We start from the raw sequence: 15,751 nt of genomic DNA, 5'->3' as shown, positions 1-15,751 counted from the left end.
TGATGCCAACTCCCGTTCCTTCCAACGTTGTACAGACTGAAGCAACGAGCCGCCACCCTTCCTCAGCCAAGGAGGATCCGTGCGCATCAGAAGACTCCGAACTCAACTGGCACTCCTGCTCGCCGCCGTGCTCGGCATCGCGGGGCTCACCGCCGCCCCGGCCGCGACGGCCGCCGGCGAGCCCGTGGAGGTCCACGGCCTGAAAGGCGAGTACTACACCCAGTCCGCCCCCGGCGCCTTCGACTTCCACGAGCTCAAGGCCACCGGATTCGACACCAACCTCGACTTCGACAACCTGGAGCCGCGACTCGCCTTCGCCACCGGACAGTCCGACGACGTCAACGTCCGCTGGACCGGCCGGATCGTCCCGGAGAAGACCGGCGCCCACACCTTCTCGATCATCGGCGACAACGGCTTCCGGCTGTGGGTCGACGGGCACCTGGCCATCGACCACTGGGTCGACGACTGGGACCGGGAACAGACCTCCCAGCCCCTCGACCTGACCGCCGGACAGGCCTACGACATCAAGGTCGAGTACTTCGAGCACTTCGGCGGCTCCAACCTCCACCTGCGCTGGACCCCGCCGGGCGGCACCAAGACGGCCGTCCCGCAGTCGGCGCTCCGGCTGCCCGACGGATACGCCTACGACGGCGCCATCGCCACCACGGTCCAGCGGGACGGCCGCACCCTGCGCCTCGACTTCGCGCAGGCGCTCACCGCGCCCCCGGCCGGTCTCACCGACCACGTCGAGGCGGTCATCGGCGGCGCCAAGTGGCCTCTGTCCACCGCGAAACTGGACCCCGCCGACCCGAAGTCCCTGCTCGTCGGCCTGAAGGAACCCGTCGTCGGCAACAGGACCGGCACGGCCCGGGGCACCGCCGATCTGCGCTACGACGGCAAGGGCGGCCTCTCCGGGACGAACGGCAACGTTGTCAGCGCCTTCTGGAGCAGCGGTTCCAACCACTCCACCTACCAGCTGCGCACGAAGTGGGCGGACGACGTCGGCCCGCGCAACGCCCACCCCGAGTACCCCCGGCCCCAGCTCACCCGGGACGACTGGCAGAACCTGAACGGGTCCTGGCAGTTCGCCGCGGCCAAGGCGGGCGACCAACCGCCGGTCGGCAGGAACCTCGCCGAGAAGATCCTCGTGCCCTACCCCGTGGAGTCCCAGCTCTCCGGCATCGAACGGCACGAGGACCGCATGTGGTACCGCCGCACCTTCACGGTCCCGAAGGACTGGCGGATCGGCTCGGGCAAGCGCCTGCGGCTCAACTTCGGCGCCGTCGACTGGCGGGCCGAGGTCTACGTCAACGGCACCAAGGTCACCGAACACCAGGGCGGATACGACAAGTTCGGCGCCGACGTTACCGCCGCGCTGAAGCCGGGCCGCACCCAGGAACTGATCGTCGGCGTCTACGACCCGACCGACGCGCAGGGCGGCGAGAACCCGCCGGTGGGCAAGCAGCGTCTCGACCCCAGCGGCATCTGGTACACCCCGTCCTCCGGCATCTGGCAGACGGTGTGGATGGAACCGGTCGCCACCGACCACGTCGACTCGCTCAAGCTGACGCCCGACGTCAAGAACAGCCGGCTCACCGTCGAGCCGCAGGGCGTCCGGAACGGAGTGCCGGTCACCGCCACCGCGTACGCCGGACACCGCAGGGTCGCCACCGCGACCGGCCGCACCGGACAGCCACTCACCCTGAAGATCACCGACCCGCACCTCTGGTCGCCCGACGACCCCTTCCTCTACGACCTGAAGGTGACCGTCGGCGCCGACCGCGTCGGCAGCTACTTCGGGATGCGGTCGATCGCCGTGGAACAGGTGGACGGAACCCCGCGCACCGTCCTCAACGGCAAACCCGTCTTCATGATGGCCACCCTCGACCAGGGCTTCTGGCCCGACGGCCTGCACACCGCGCCGACCGACGAGGCGCTGGCGTACGACCTGAAGATGCACAAGCGGATGGGCTTCAACGCGGTCCGCAAACACATCAAGGTGGAACCCGACCGCTGGTTCTACTGGGCGGACCGGCTCGGCCTGATGGTCTGGCAGGACATGCCCGCCATGACGGCCGGGGTCGATCCGGACGCCGCGTCCCGCGCCGAGTACGAGCGCGAGATGAAGCAGATGATCGACGAGCACATCAGCAGCCCGTCGGTCGTCATGTGGGTGACCTTCAACGAGGGCTGGGGCCAGTACGACGAGGCCCGCATCGCCGACCAGGCCAAGTCCTGGGACCCGACACGCCTCGTCAACTCCATGTCGGGCATCAACCTCGGCGTGGACGGCGGAACCGGCGACATCATCGACGAGCACGGCTATCCGAGCCCCGCGCTGCCACCGCATCCCGACGGGAAACGTGCTCTGGTCAGCGGTGAGTACGGTGGCCTCGGTCTCGCGGTGCCCGGTCACGCCTGGTCGGTGCAGCAGTCCTACGTGGACGTGGACCCGGCGACGTACACCGATGACTATCTGGCCCGCCTGGACGAGGTGCACAAGCTCGCCTGCAAGGGCGGCAACGGCGCCGTCTACACCCAGATCTCGGATGTGGAGGGCGAGTTGAACGGGCTGATGACGTACGACCGCAAGGTGGTCAAGCCCGATGTGAAGCGGCTGAAGGCGGCCCAGGACGCGCTGATCCACGACGCGTCGCAACCGACGCCGGCGGGTTGCTCCTGACGGCGGGGCGCGCTGGGCCGACGCCTGTCCGCCTCTCCGTGCGCGCCCCGTTCTGATCCGACCCGATGACGGGTCATCGGCACGGTCCGCTCCCCGCGGTACGGGGGAACGGACCGTGCCGATTCCGTCCCGCCGAGGTCCATGACCTTGACCCGGGGATCCGGGGCGGGCGCATGGCGGTCGGGCCAGAGCCGCGGCGGTGCCATGGGTGTCGTGTGTCGTGTGTCGTGTGTCGCGTGCGGCACGGCGGGTGCCTGCGGCAGGGCGGGTGCCCTGGCGGTCGCGTGCGGCACGGCGGGCGCCGTGGCCGTCGCGGACCGCGTGCGGCGACGCTCGCGAGCCCGCACGGCGGGGCCCGCGCCGCGGGATTTCCCGGCCACCGCGCCCCCTCACCGTGCGTGACGAACGATCTCCCCCGGCGGAATACGCGTTCGTCATCCGTGAGGGCCACCCGAGAACGGGTAGACGGCCGCCATGATCTCTTCACACGTGCTCGCGGCCGACGGCTCGTCGTCGCTGCCCCTGGTCGTCGCCGGCCTCGTGCTGGCCGCCCTCCTGATCGGCGCGTTCTGGTACGGCAGCCGGCGCACCGCACGCCGCCAGGATCCCGGCGCCGCCCCAGCCGATCAGAACCCACAGGCGGCTGCCCGACAGGACTCCTGGCAGACCCCCGACGACGACACCGACCGACAGCCACGGCACTGACAGCTCCAGGCTCGTCACTCACCCGAGGATCGCCACGAGTGCCTCAGGACCCGTGGAACCTCGCGCGGCCCCGCTCGGACGGACACCTCACCCACCGAGCTCCGCGCCGCGGACGCACAGAATCGGGAGGTACGCGGTGCCCGCCACGACTGCGACTCGAGAATCGACACTCCCCACGGGTCTGCTGGCCCTGCCGGGTGTGTACCGGCCCCAGGCCGACACCCGTCTCCTCGCGGACGCCCTGGCGATGGAAGATCTGCACCCGGTGACGGAGGTCCTGGAGATCGGCACCGGCACGGGGGTCCTGGCGCTGAGCGCGGCAGCGAGAGGCGCACGGGTCACCGCCGTGGACGTGTCCTGGCGGGCGGTGACCACCGCCCGGCTCAACGCCCTGCGGCAGGGCCTGCCCCTGCGCGTCCTGCACGGGGACTTCGCGGCCGGTACGAACGGCAGACGCTACGACATCGTCCTCGCCAATCCCCCCTACGTCCCCTCGCCGGAGATCGCGCTGCCGACCGGCGGTCCTGCGCGCGCCTGGGACGCCGGCCCCGACGGCCGGCTCGTCATCGACCGGATCTGCGCGAGCGCACCCGCCCTGATGCGCACCGGAGGCGTCCTGCTCATGGTGCACTCCGCCATGTGCGGGACCGAGAACACGCTGAGGCGACTAAGACAGGCGGGGCTGACCGGGCGGACGACCGTGCGGGCGTCCGTTCCCTGGGGGCCGGTGCTGCGCTCACGCCGGCCCTGGCTCCAGGAGCGGGGACTCGCGGACGCCGGCGAAGAGCGCGAGGAACTGGTGATCATCCGTGCCCAGGCAGCCTGACCACGCCACCGGTGCCGAACCGGTCAGCCGCGCCCGACGGGTGAGCGTCGAACCACAGGGGCCCGTCCTGGTCGAGGGGCCGGTGGAGATCGTCCTGGACGACGGCACCGTCGCCCGCTCGGACCGTTTCATGGTCGCGATCTGCACCTGCCGCCGCAGCCGCTCGTACCCCTGGTGCGACACCAGCCACCGGCACCGTGAGAAGGCCGCCCCCGCCGAACGCGCACGGCAGGCCCGTGAGGGCCATGACACCCCCGCGACCAGGCATTCTCCGGATGACAGGAACTCCTCATGACCGCGCCCGGCCCCACCGCCTCCCCGTCCGCGGCCGGCGCCCGCCTGGTCGAGGGGCGGGGCGAACTGTCACGGGCGGTCGTCGCGTCCCTGCGTACGGGTCTGCCTCCCGCGTACGAAACGGACGCGGTACCGGGGGCCGATCCCTGGGGCGAGGACCTTCAGCTCGCCCTGCACCTGCTGTACGAACCGCACTACCGGGGCTTCGAAGGCGTCGGCGACGACCGGGAATGGGATCCGGAACTGCTGCGCCTGCGCGGAAGCCTGGAGACGCGGTTCCTGAGCGCGCTGCGGTCCCGCCTCGCCCACTCCCCCCGGACCGTCGAGGAGGCCTTCGCGCCGCTGCTCGTCGAACCGGTGGACCTCACGGGCAGCCTCAGTCACCGGCTCGAGACGACCGGCGAGCTCTGGCAACTGCGCGAGTACGCCGCGCTGCGTTCGCTCTACCACCTCAAGGAGGCCGATCCGCACGCCTGGGTGATCCCGCGTCTGACCGGCCGGGCCAAGGCCGCGATGGTCGCCATCGAGTACGACGAGTTCGGCGCCGGCCGCGCCGACCGGATCCACGCCCGTCTCTACGCCGACCTGATGGTCGACCTGGGCCTCGATCCCACGTACGGCCATTACCTGGACCAGGCACCCGCCCCGCTCCTCGCCACTGTGAATCTGATGTCGCTGTTCGGCCTGCACCGGGCGCTGCGCGGTGCGCTCGTCGGTCACTTCGCCTGCGTCGAGGTCACCTCCTCCCCCGGTTCCCGGCGTCTCGCCAGGGCGATGCACAGGTGCGGGGCGGGGCCCGCGGCCGAGCACTTCTACGCCGAGCACGTCGAGGCCGACGCCGTCCACGAACAGGTCGTGCGCCACGAGGTCATCGGGGGCCTCCTCGCCGACGAACCGGGCTTGGAGGCCGACATCGCCTTCGGCTGCGCGGCGACCCTCCTGCTGGAGGACCGGCTCACCGCCCACATCGACGCCGCGTGGGAGCGGGGGCTGTCCGCTCTGCGTACGCCCCTGCCGGGGAACTGACCCGCCCCGGTCCGCCCCGTCGCATACGACCGTGCCGGCGAGCCGGCCCGCCGCCGTCCCCCGGCCCTCGCGCCCCTGCCGCGGCGCCGGCCCGCGAGGCCGACGTCGCGCAGCGTGGCTGATCGATCGGAACGGGGGCAGAAGGCCAGCGAAGCAAAGGAAGGTGCCGGATGCCCCGGATCCACGGATGGCTCGATCGCGTGAAGGACGGCGCGGCCACGCTCGGTGAACGCCGTGCGCAGGCCCGGGCGGCCCAGGACGCGGACCACGAGGCGATGGCCCGCCGGGAGCGGCCGGCGGAGGTCCAGCGGGTCCGCCCCCGCACCCCGGACCCGGCCGGCGCGGTTCCCTGGGGCATGCGGGTGGCGGCCGAGGCCGGCTGGCGGTTCCTGGTCCTGGCCGCCTCGGTCTGGGTGCTGATGCGGGTGATCGGCTCCGTACGGCTGGTCGTCCTCTCCTTCGTCGTCGCGTTGCTGATCACCGCCCTGCTCGAGCCGACGGTCTCCCGGCTTCAGCGCAGCGGGCTCCCCCGGGGGCTGGCCACCGCGGTCACGGCGATCTGCGGATTCCTCGTCCTGGGGCTGGTCGGCTGGTTCGTCGTATGGCAGGTGCTCGACAACGTCGACTCGTTGTCCGGCCGTCTCCAGGACGGTGTCGAGCAGTTGAAGCAGTGGCTGCTCCAGAGCCCGTTCCATGTGACCGAGAAGCAGATCAACGACGGCGCGAAGAATCTGAGCGACGCGATCGGCAGCACGAGTCAGCTCACCTCTACGGGCCTCCAAGGGGTCACCGTGGTGGCCGAGGTCCTCACCGGCATGCTGCTGACGATGTTCTCCACCCTGTTCCTGCTGTACGACGGCAGGCGCATCTGGCAGTGGACGCTCAAGCTGGTCCCGGCCGAGGCCCGGCCGGGAGTGTCCTCCGCGGGTCCGCGGGCCTGGCGGACACTCACCGCGTACGCACGCGGGACGATGATCGTCGCGTTCATCGACGCCCTCTTCATCGGGGTGGGCATCTACTTCCTAGGCGTGCCCCTCGCGGTCCCCATCGGTGTGGTGATCTTCCTGAGCTCGTTCGTGCCGCTGGTCGGTGCCGTCGCCTCCGGGGCGATCGCGGTCGTGGTCGCCCTGGTCACGCAGGGCGTGTTCACCGCGCTCATGGTCCTGCTGGTGGTGCTCCTGGTGCAGCAGATCGAAGGGCATGTGCTCCAGCCCTTCATCCTGGGGCAGGCCGTCCGGGTCCATCCCCTCGCGGTGGTCCTGGCCGTCGCCACCGGTGGTCTGGTCGCCGGGATCGGCGGTGCCGTGGTCGCCGTACCGCTGGTCGCCGTCGTGAACACGGTGGTGGGTCATCTTCATGCCAACGCGGGCGACGACGGGCAGGACGCGACGGCCGCGGCGGCCGTCGACGGTGAGTAGGTGTTCTTGAACCACGCCGCTGGTGGTACGTCATCGGCGTGGGATCAGGGCAGTTCAGGTGGGTGCAGGCGGGCCGCGAAGACGATGATGTCGTCCTCCGAGTCCGCGCCGAAGGTCTCCAGCAGTTCGGTGCACAACGCGTCGGGTTCCTCGGGACCGGCCGCGGCGGCGCTGCTCAGGAGTTCCAGGCGTTCGAACAGGTTGCTGTCGCGGGTTTCGACCAACCCGTCGGTGATCATGAGGAGTTGGCTGCCCGGCTCGACGGAGTGGCTGACGGCGACGGGTTGCGGCAGTCTCAGGCCCAGCAGGGGGCCGTGTTCGCGCAGGTAGCGGGGCTTGGCGCCGGGAGCGAGGAGCAGGGGCGGCAGGTGGCCGGCGTTGGCGACGTGCAGCCGCCTGTTGCCGGGCTCGATCAGCACGATGCACACGGTGGCGGTCCACCCGGGCTGGTGCAGACCCAGAAGATGGTCCAGGTGCTCCAGCAGGACGTGCGGAGGGTGGTCCTGCGCTGCGTAGGCACGCAGGGCGTGGCGCAGTTCGCCCATGACCATGGCGGCCTGAAGGGAGTGACCGACCACGTCGCCGACCGCGAGCAGGAGTCCCCGCTCGGTGTCGATGGCTTCGTAGAAGTCGCCGCCGATCTCGGTCATGGACGCGGCGGGCAGATAGCGGACGGCGATCTCCGTCCCGGGGATCCGGGGCAAAGTGGCGGGCAGAAAGGTGCGTTGCAGGGCCAGGGCGAGCTCGTGTTCCTGGCCGAAGCGTTCCACCACGTCCTTGTGCTCGACCGTCAGTTCCGCGTACAGGGCCATCACCCCGGCGTTGGTCTCGGTCAACTCCTCGTTGAGCCGCTCCAGTTCGTCGCGTTGGGCGTGGGCTTCCTGGAGCGCGGCGATCAGATCCCCGGTCTGCGCCCGCAGGTCGTCGATCGCGCTCGTCGGACGGTCGGACCGCAGCAGGGCGAGGACCTGCTCCACCTTCAGGTCCCGGGCGGCGGGTTCGGGAACGAGGCAGGTGATCTCGATCCGGCCGCCGCCGGCCCGGACCGGCCGGCCCGGGGCGCCGGGGGCGGGTTCGTGGCGGGTCTGGGGCAGGAGCCGGGTGACGGCGGCCAGCGACTCGCCGCTGGGTGCGCGGTCGTCGCGCCACTGCAAAATGGCCTGGAGTGCGGCCGGTTGCCGCTGCATGGTGAAGGCGGCGGTCATGGCGGTGGGGCGCAGTAGATCCCGTCCCAGTTCGCTCAGCGCGGTGGCCAGGCGTACCTGGTCCCGGCTGTCCAGACCGACGGCTTGGGCGATGGTCTTGGCCTGGCGGCGCAGTGCGAACACATCGCGTTCGGTGCCGATCGGCGTGACCAGCAGAGGGGTGTGGTCGCGGTGGCGCGGGGCGGCCGCGCTCACCAGGCCGCCTTGGCGATCACCGCGCTGGCGTCGTCGCGGCGGGTCCCGGCGTGGCGCAGCAGACCAGTGGCGATCACGGCGGGCGGATGGTGCAGCAGGCCGGCCAGGTCGGCGGCGGTCCAGCGTTCGCTGAGCCCGTCGGAGTGCATCACCAGGATTCCGTGGGCGGGCAAGTGGTGTTCGTAGGTGCGCAGTTGGTGTATCTGGTGTCCGGCGATACCGGGATGGGAGAGCAGGGTGGTGCGGGTCGTGGCGGTGACCAGGGCGGCGGTGATGTTCCCGACGCCGCAGAACAGCAGCCGGCCGTCCGGCTCCAGGCGCGCGATGGCCACGGCGGCGCCGCGGGTGCCGCGCATCGCCCGGTGCACCTGCTGCATCGCCTGCTCGGGGGTCCGCGCGGCCCCGGTGCGGAAGGCCTGGACGGCCGCCTGTGCGGCCAGGGCGGCCATCGGGCCGTGGCCCAGACCGTCGCAGGACATGACCAGAAGGCCGTCGCCCGGCCCGGCGACGGCGGCGCGCACCGGCGCGGAACGGCCTCTCGCCCCCGGGCGCACGAAGGCGTCCGTACGTTTCGGGTCCCTTCGTGCGCGCTCGGACGGCGGGCGGGTGTCGGTCAGGGCCGACCAGTCGTGGGGCGCGGTGCCGGATGAGGCCGGACGCGTGGCTCCGTCGTCCTCCGGCGGTGTCGCCCGCTCGCCGGTGTCGGTGCGTGCGGCCCAGGCGTCGCCGCAGACCTGCTCGCCTCCGATCGGCCGGGTGATTCCTCCCACGCCCGGCTCGCCGGCGACCGAGGGGTGCGAGGGGCGCGGCCAGAACCGGGCCAGTTGGACGGTGCCGACGCCCGGCTGGGAATGGATGTCGAAGGTGTCCGCCAGTCGCTGGACCGCGCCGAGGCCGATGCCGAGGGTGCCGACGGTCGACATGCCGTCCCGCAGGGCGGCCGGGACGTCCGCCATCCCGGGACCGCCGTCCACGGCCACCACCTCCACGCCGGCCACGGCCTGGTTGCGCAGCACCCGCAGCAGCAGGGAGCCGTCGACGGCGTGCTTGGTGATGTTGGTCGTCAGTTCGGCCACCGCCAGCACCAGCTCGGCGGTGCGCTGATCGCCCAGACCGATGCGCCGGCCCAGGGCGGCCGCGGCGCCGCGGGCGGCTTCGGGCTGGTCGCGGAACCAGGCGACGTCCTCGCAGTCCACCAGCCGCGGCGGGCCGACCGTCATCATCGGACCCACTTGGTGATGGTGACGGTGGTGCCCTGTCCTGGCGCGGTGTCCAGGACGAAGTCGTCGACCAGTCGCTTGGAACCGGACAGGCCCAGTCCCATGCCGCTGCCGGAGGTCCAGCCGTCGGTCAGGGCGAGGTCGACGTCCGCGATGCCTGGTCCCTGGTCGGTGAAAACCAGGCGTACGCCGCGTCGGCCGCGTTCCTCGACGAGCAGGGCGGTCATGGTGCCGCCGCCGCCGTGGACGAGGGTGTTACGGGCCAGCTCACTGGCGGCGGTGATGAGTTTGGTCTGCTCCACGAGGGAGAACCGGCACTCCTGGGCCAGCGTGCGCACCAGTTGCCGGGCCTGTACCACCCCTGCGTTGGCGGTGATCTCCAGTAGCTCCGGACCCCGGGGGGCGCCACTCACCGGCCGGCCGCGGCATCCGGCGCGATGCCCTCGAAACCGGTTCCGGCCGGGGAGTTGGTGTCGGTTGCGCCCTTCGCGCCGGCGTGGGCCTGCTCCAGTACCCGCAGTCCCTTGTCGAGGGTCAGCGCGGTCCTGACTCCGCCCAGTGACAGGCCGAGCTCGACCAGGGTGATGGCGACGGCCGGGCGCATGCCCACCACGACGGTCTGCGCGTCGAGCAGGCGGGAGATGGAGGCGATGGTGGCCAGCATCCGGCCGACGAAGGAGTCGACGATCTCCACGGCGGTGATGTCGATGACCACCCCGTGCGCGCCGGACTCCACCACCATGGCCGCGAGGTCGTCCTGCAGCAGCATCACCGCCTGGTCGTCCAGGTCGGTCTGGATGGACACGAGCAGCACCTGCCCGATCTGGAGTACCGGGACTCGTTCGCTCACCGGGTACCGGCCTGCGGGGCCGTACGCGAGAACGCGATGCCGGAGCGGCGCAGGGCGTGTCGCAGTGCGTCGGCGAGGGTGGCCTTGGTGACGATGTCACCGAAGTCGATGCCCAGGGCCACGATCGTCTGGGCGATCTGCGGTCGGATGCCGGATATGGTGCACTCGGCGCCCATCAGCCGGGCCGCCACCACCGTCTTCAGCAGGTGCTGGGCGACTTCGGTGTCCACCGCGGGAACGCCGGTGATGTCGATGATGGCCTGCTCGGAGCCGGTGTCGATCAGCGCCTGCAGCATCTTCTCCATCACCACCATGGTGCGCGCGGAGTCCAGGGTGCCGACCAGGGGCACACCGATCACGCCGTCCCACAGCTTCACGACGGGCGTGGACAGTTCCAGCAGTTGCTCGGCCTGCGCCGAGATCAGCTCCTCGCGGGTACGGGTGTAGACCTCGATGGTGAACAGGCCCAGGGTGTCCAGCAGTGCGGCGAACCGCAGATACGCCTGCAGGTCGGCGCCCTCACCGCCCAGCGACGGCTCCAGGACCTCCTTGAGCGCGTACACGCTCACGGCGGTCTCGATGGGCGTGAAACCCTGTAGGGCCCGGTTGCGCGACAGCTCGGTCAGCAGGGCTCGTACCTCGCCGAACTCCTCACCCCGTCCGTCCACACTGCCGCTGCCCAGCGCGGCGACCAGAGCGGCGTAGATCTCCTGAAGCTCGCGGTGGACCTCCGCGCGGCTCACCCGCCCGCCCAGCGAACCGGTGACCTTGTCCGCCCAGTCGGCGCCCAGATCCTCACCTCGGACGGACAGCAGCCCGATCAAACGGTCCGAAACGCCCTCACCAGCCACGGAGCACACCCCTCTTAGAGGAGACCAAGCGGTCCCCTCGGAACCTTAGGCCATCAGGGTGAGTCGAGTGGCCCCCGATGCATGGCGGGGACGAACAGCGTTTGGACAGCCGGAGCGAGGGATGTGGCTGCCCGGAATGCCGTGCCTGAAACCGAGATATTCCTCGCGTCCGGAAGCACCGTCGCACCGCAAAAGAAAAGGGCCGGTGAGGAAGTCACGCTCCTCACCGGCCTACGCACCGTTCCCTGAACGGGGGTTCAGTCCTCGCCTCTGACGATGTTCCCCTCGGGACTGTCCGCCTGGTCCCGCCGCGCGGCAAGGGCGGCTGTCGCAGGAACGCAGGTACGTACTCCGCTCCCGTGCCGACGGCGCGCTTCCGCCCAGCCCGTCTCCGGCAGCCGACGCGTGGCGATCTTCCTGCTGACCTCAGTGCTCACAACACTTCATCTTCTTCCTGCGCCAGCCCTTTCGAAGCCCGGCTCTTCCGTCGTCTTCCGCATACCCGACATCTCTCGGATACCTGAACCGAGTGCCCGTCCTCGACACGGGGAAACGCCGATGCGGCGTGGTCCTCCGAATACGAGGACAGAACCGGCAATGGGAACATCATCCGCCAGGTCGGCCCGACGCGCACATCGTGTTCCCGAAACCGACGTGGTCAGAGGACACCGGGTCCGTAGGGGAAGTCGTGTGCTGTCGGCGGCGTCACCTCACGGATTGAGGGTTCTTCCTCTCGCGATTTCCGGATCGGGCGTGCCTCGGACTCGGAAACGACCGTCTGCGACGAAATCCGTTGCGTGTGCACCACTGCGCGGGAAGTCCGCGAACGTGCCTACCCTGGGTCGGAAAGAGCCATCACAGCGAAACCGGAGGACTCCATGATCGTCCTCGGCGTCATTCTTCTCGTCATCGGCTTCGTCACCGGAATCAGCATCCTGTGGACCATCGGCGTCATCCTGGTCGTCATCGGGGCCGTCCTGTGGATCGTGGGTTCCCTGGGCCACGGCGTCGGCGGACGCAAGCACTACTGGTAGCCGAGCACTGGTAGTGACCAAAACATCGGCGCCGGGAGTTCCGCGATCCCCGGAGCGGACACGGTCCCCAGCCGGCGCAGAAGAGGCGGACAGGCCGGTGACCACCGGCATCGACCCGCAGGGGCCGCCCGGCGGGCCCACGGGACACAGGACCCGCTGACGAGGACCGCGCGAAGAAGGTGGCACTAGTGGGCCGCCGCCAGGCCGTGGGCGAGCCACGGCTCACAACATCCCAGGTCGACCGAGCCGCCGCTCGGAACTCCCTGGCTGTCACCCTCGGCCGTCCCTCCCGGCAGGAGGTCCCGTCGTATGGCTGTCCGTCATCAGCTCGTCCACAGTCCCCCGCCCGCCGTGTGGGCGGTGCTCGCCGACCCGACCCGCTACGGCGACTGGGTGGTCGGGCCCTCCCGGTCCACGCCCCTGGATCAGTCCTGGCCCGAGATCGGGTCCCGCATTCGGTACACACTGCGGGTGGGGCCCTGGTCGACGGACGGGGTCACGACCATCCGGCACAGCGAGACGGGCAGGGAGCTCGAACTCGAGGCTTCGTTCAAGTCACTGGGCAGCGCGAGGATCTTCCTCGAACTGCGGCCGTGGGGGGACGAGACCCTCGTCATTTGCGACGAACACCCCCTGCGAGGCCTGGGCGGCACCCTGCACAACCCTGCGACCGAAGCGCTGCTGCAACTCCGTCACCGGGGCATGCTGGCCCGCTTGGCGAGGATCGTGGAGCAGCGGCACGAACTGACCCGCCATACCTGACGCGGTCGTGATCGGCGCCGGCCCCGGCGGGTCGGTGACCGCGAACCTGCCGGTGGATGCGGGCCGGGGCGTGCGGGTCCTGGAAGCGTCCGACGCGCCTGGTCCTGGAAGCGTCCGACGCGCCCGCGCCCGCGCCTTGTCCTGGCAGCATCCAACGCGTCCGACCGATCAGGCCTGCCGTGACCACACCTCGGGCCCACCGCCGTGCCACTCGATGACCGGTGAGTCCGCCACGTCGATCTCGTCGACATCCGTCCACCCTGCCCGGCGCATGATCTCGGCCAGGCCGCGCAGGCTGAAGGCCGGCCCCATGCTCTCCCCGTCAACGCACACCTGGCGTCCCTCCCCCTTGACGAGTGCACTGACGACTACGACACGCTCGGTCATGCGGCAAGCATCGCGCGACGCCGCACCCCTCGCATCCGGACGTGCCCAAGGGTTCGACCACCGTCAGATGGTGTGCAGCGGCGCCTTCGCCTCGGCCGGCGCACGCCCGGCGGACCGGTTCCTTCCCAGCGCGGGCAGCGGGGCCTCGCCGCGCCTGCGGGTGAGATACCAGCGTCTGCCGGAGTCGTAGGCCCGTCGTGCCCTGCGGATCGCGGCGATCTGGGTCGCGAGGTGCACCTGGTAGCGCCAGGGTGTCTGGTTGCCCTGACGGACCGCCATGGCGTACGCGAAGGACACCGGGTCCCTGTCGAGGTAGTCGTCCAGCTGTTCGAACCAAGCCATGCTCGAGCGGGCTCCCGCCTGCACGGAGTGCAGTTCGGTACGACGGTGCTGGTCGTACGCCCGCAGGGCGACCGCCTTGTCCGGGTACTGCGAGAGGCTGTGGGCGAGGACGATCGCGTCGATCATCGCCAGCCGGGTTCCCGACCCCAGCGTGAAATGGGTGGTGTGCGCCGCGTCGCCCATCAGGACCGTGTCGTCCAGGACCCACGTCCGGTTGCTGACGTGCGGGAAGCGCTGCCAACTCGCCGGCTCCCCGCGGGACTTGCTGATCAGCGAGTGGCCGTCGAGGGTCCGCCGGAAGATCCCCTCCAGCAGCGGGACGCTCTCCTCGGCACCGAGGGAGTCGAGCCCCAGCCCCTTCCAGGTCTCCGGCGAGCACTCCACGATGCAGGTGCTGACCCCCTTGACCGACGGGTAGGCGTGGAACCAGATCCAGCCCGCGGAGGTCTGCTCGAAACAGAAGACGAAGGTGCTGAACTCCTTGTCCGTGCCGAGCCAGATGTAGGGATTGCGGCCGACCTCCACACGGGGAGCGAAGTGCGCGGCGTGCGCCTGCCGTATCCGGCTGTTGGATCCGTCGGCCGCGACGACGAGGTCGGCTTCCGGCAGCTGCGTGGAGTCCGTGGCCTGCCGCCCGTGCCGGACGTCCACACCGAGGCTCTCGGCCCGCCGGGTCAGTACGTCCAACAGGGCCGCGCGGCCCATGCTGTACCCGTAGCCGCCGAAGTACGCGGTCCCGTCGTGGTCGGCCCCGTGCAGGCACACTTCCTGGCCCTGCCAGAGGACGGACCTGGCCCCGATCTGCCGGGCGCTCTCGGGGTCGTTGTGATGCAGGATGTCGAGCAGATCGTTCCAGTAGACGACACCCCAGCCATAGGTGGCCGCGGGCGGATCGCGTTCCAGGACGGTGATTTCATGTCCGGCATCGCGGAGCTTCGCCGAGATCGCGAAGTACAGTCCGGCCGGACCGCCACCCACGCAGACGATCTTCATCCCGCCTCACAACCTCGACGCCCTCGTTCACACGTATGCCGTCCCCGTGACGGCAGAGATCCGGGCGTCCCACGGGCTCGGACGCCCGGATCCATCAGTTCATGCCGGTCATACGGACAGCCGTGGCGAATGACTGGTCACCAGCCACCTCCGCCCCAACCGCCGCCACCCCAACCGCCGCCGCCCCAGCCGCCGCCGCCCCAGCCGCCCCCACCCCAGCCGCCGCCCCAGCCGCCGCCCCAACCGCCGCCGTGGCCCCAGCCCCAGCCGCTGTCGTAGCCCCAGCCCCAGCCGCCGCCGTGACCGCCGCCCCAACCCCAGCCGTCTTCGTGCACGGACGAGGTCGCCGACGGTGCGGACGCAGGAGCGCTGGCCGCGCTGGCCGCCCCGACTCCGGCTGCGATGGCGATGATGGGCGCAGTGCAGACGGCAATGGCCACTCGCCTAATGCGTGAGGTGTTCGCTCGCATGATGATCCCCTCTCCAGAGGGTTGATGTCGCTGCCGGGCGCAGGAGAGCGAGCGCCCATGCACATCGAGGCCGACACGCGGCCCGTGTGCGGGTCCGCCGCCGGACGTCTTGCCTTCCGGGGCGCGGACTGTCAGACCGTATCTTTTGCCCACAAATAGGACAAAAACCTGCATGTACCAACCTAGGAGTACTGTCCGGTGAAGTCAAAGGAATGATGGTAAAAAGTGACAGCAGCCGCCATCTGATCGTCGAGGGGGGGCGTGTCGACGCCGTCGGGCCAGGGGCCTCGGCCGGCCGCGCTGGTGGCGGGACTTCGATGCCGGGCCGTCGCCGATGACGAGGTCGACTCGATCGCGCGGACCAGGCTTCCTCATCTTCGGATCTCACCCTGCGTGCGCATCATGCGTACGAAGAGGCACTGCCCCGGGCCGGGATGCCGGGGCACCGCCGAAACGCCCGCGGGCCGGAGACCGGTGGTCGGTCTCCGGC

16 protein-coding genes are annotated in these 15,751 nt (G+C 70.6%); 8 read left to right on the top strand and 8 right to left on the bottom strand.

Translation table 11 applies throughout. The annotated features are described in order from the left end of the window. Positions 1-79 precede the first annotated feature (79 nt). The 6 genes from ACFV2J_RS05700 to ACFV2J_RS05675 all read left to right on the top strand — a co-directional run bounded on the left by ACFV2J_RS05700 (position 80) and on the right by ACFV2J_RS05675 (position 6,952). The gene (locus ACFV2J_RS05700; protein ID WP_385086076.1) at positions 80-2,683 is read left to right on the top strand and encodes a PA14 domain-containing protein; all 2,604 of its coding nucleotides are present in this window, start codon (positions 80-82) and stop codon (positions 2,681-2,683) included. 474 nt (positions 2,684-3,157) lie between these two features. Then, the gene (locus ACFV2J_RS05695; protein WP_385098402.1) at positions 3,158-3,388 is read left to right on the top strand and encodes a DUF6479 family protein; all 231 of its coding nucleotides are present in this window, start codon (positions 3,158-3,160) and stop codon (positions 3,386-3,388) included. 136 nt (positions 3,389-3,524) lie between these two features. Next, positions 3,525-4,214 carry a HemK2/MTQ2 family protein methyltransferase gene (locus ACFV2J_RS05690; RefSeq protein WP_385437449.1) on the top strand — a complete coding sequence of 230 codons (690 nt, stop codon included), beginning with the start codon at positions 3,525-3,527 and terminating at the stop codon, positions 4,212-4,214. Then, positions 4,198-4,509, top strand: coding sequence for a CDGSH iron-sulfur domain-containing protein (locus tag ACFV2J_RS05685; RefSeq protein WP_385090674.1), 312 nt, complete (start codon positions 4,198-4,200; stop codon positions 4,507-4,509). Before ACFV2J_RS05690 ends, ACFV2J_RS05685 begins: the two co-directional genes overlap by 17 nt. Further along, the gene (locus ACFV2J_RS05680) at positions 4,506-5,534 is read left to right on the top strand and encodes an iron-containing redox enzyme family protein (protein ID WP_385090671.1); all 1,029 of its coding nucleotides are present in this window, start codon (positions 4,506-4,508) and stop codon (positions 5,532-5,534) included. The genes ACFV2J_RS05685 and ACFV2J_RS05680 overlap by 4 nt, the downstream gene beginning before the upstream one ends. 170 nt (positions 5,535-5,704) lie before the next feature. Continuing rightward, entirely contained in the window at positions 5,705-6,952 is a 1,248-nt protein-coding gene (locus tag ACFV2J_RS05675; RefSeq protein WP_385090668.1) for an AI-2E family transporter, read from the top strand. Positions 6,953-6,996: 44 nt separating this feature from the next. On the opposite strand, the gene ACFV2J_RS05670 is transcribed toward ACFV2J_RS05675, so the two are convergent. The 5 genes from ACFV2J_RS05670 to ACFV2J_RS05650 are packed head-to-tail and all read right to left on the bottom strand — an operon-like array spanning position 6,997 to position 11,273. Further along, positions 6,997-8,352: a PP2C family protein-serine/threonine phosphatase gene (locus ACFV2J_RS05670; RefSeq protein WP_385437446.1), complete on the bottom strand. Its 1,356-nt coding sequence runs from the start codon at positions 8,350-8,352 to the stop codon at positions 6,997-6,999. Beyond that, the gene (locus ACFV2J_RS05665; RefSeq protein ID WP_385090677.1) at positions 8,349-9,575 is read right to left on the bottom strand and encodes an ATP-binding protein; all 1,227 of its coding nucleotides are present in this window, start codon (positions 9,573-9,575) and stop codon (positions 8,349-8,351) included. The genes ACFV2J_RS05670 and ACFV2J_RS05665 overlap by 4 nt, the downstream gene beginning before the upstream one ends. After that, on the bottom strand, positions 9,572-9,985 hold the full coding sequence (locus ACFV2J_RS05660) for an anti-sigma regulatory factor (RefSeq protein WP_385090662.1): 414 nt from the start codon (positions 9,983-9,985) through the stop codon (positions 9,572-9,574). The genes ACFV2J_RS05665 and ACFV2J_RS05660 overlap by 4 nt, the downstream gene beginning before the upstream one ends. After that, on the bottom strand, positions 9,982-10,422 hold the full coding sequence (locus ACFV2J_RS05655) for an STAS domain-containing protein (RefSeq protein WP_385090659.1): 441 nt from the start codon (positions 10,420-10,422) through the stop codon (positions 9,982-9,984). The genes ACFV2J_RS05660 and ACFV2J_RS05655 overlap by 4 nt, the downstream gene beginning before the upstream one ends. After that, positions 10,419-11,273 (bottom strand): STAS domain-containing protein, encoded by an 855-nt coding sequence (locus ACFV2J_RS05650; RefSeq protein ID WP_385090656.1) that lies wholly within the window; start codon positions 11,271-11,273, stop codon positions 10,419-10,421. Before ACFV2J_RS05650 ends, ACFV2J_RS05655 begins: the two co-directional genes overlap by 4 nt. Positions 11,274-12,151: 878 nt before the next feature. Here ACFV2J_RS05650 and ACFV2J_RS05645 point away from each other — a divergent pair. Next, on the top strand, positions 12,152-12,307 hold the full coding sequence (locus ACFV2J_RS05645) for a DUF6131 family protein (RefSeq protein ID WP_266708321.1): 156 nt from the start codon (positions 12,152-12,154) through the stop codon (positions 12,305-12,307). A 309-nt stretch (positions 12,308-12,616) separates the two neighbouring features. Next, entirely contained in the window at positions 12,617-13,069 is a 453-nt protein-coding gene (locus tag ACFV2J_RS05640; RefSeq protein WP_385090652.1) for an SRPBCC family protein, read from the top strand. 168 nt (positions 13,070-13,237) lie between these two features. Here the strand turns inward: ACFV2J_RS05640 and ACFV2J_RS05635 are convergent, their stop codons facing one another. The 3 genes from ACFV2J_RS05635 to ACFV2J_RS05625 form a co-directional block, all read right to left on the bottom strand. Further along, positions 13,238-13,456: a hypothetical protein gene (locus ACFV2J_RS05635; protein WP_385090649.1), complete on the bottom strand. Its 219-nt coding sequence runs from the start codon at positions 13,454-13,456 to the stop codon at positions 13,238-13,240. Positions 13,457-13,519: 63 nt separating this feature from the next. Next, the gene (locus ACFV2J_RS05630) at positions 13,520-14,791 is read right to left on the bottom strand and encodes an FAD-dependent monooxygenase (RefSeq protein WP_385090646.1); all 1,272 of its coding nucleotides are present in this window, start codon (positions 14,789-14,791) and stop codon (positions 13,520-13,522) included. A 137-nt stretch (positions 14,792-14,928) separates the two neighbouring features. After that, the gene (locus tag ACFV2J_RS05625; RefSeq protein ID WP_385437442.1) at positions 14,929-15,126 is read right to left on the bottom strand and encodes a hypothetical protein; all 198 of its coding nucleotides are present in this window, start codon (positions 15,124-15,126) and stop codon (positions 14,929-14,931) included. Between the last annotated feature and the right edge of the window lie 625 nt (positions 15,127-15,751).

It is taken from the genome of Streptomyces sp. NPDC059668 (assembly GCF_042734135.1).
GTDB lineage: Bacteria > Actinomycetota > Actinomycetes > Streptomycetales > Streptomycetaceae > Streptomyces.
Note: the sequence above shows the minus strand (reverse complement) of the source record. Positions and strands in the feature narration are given on the sequence as shown.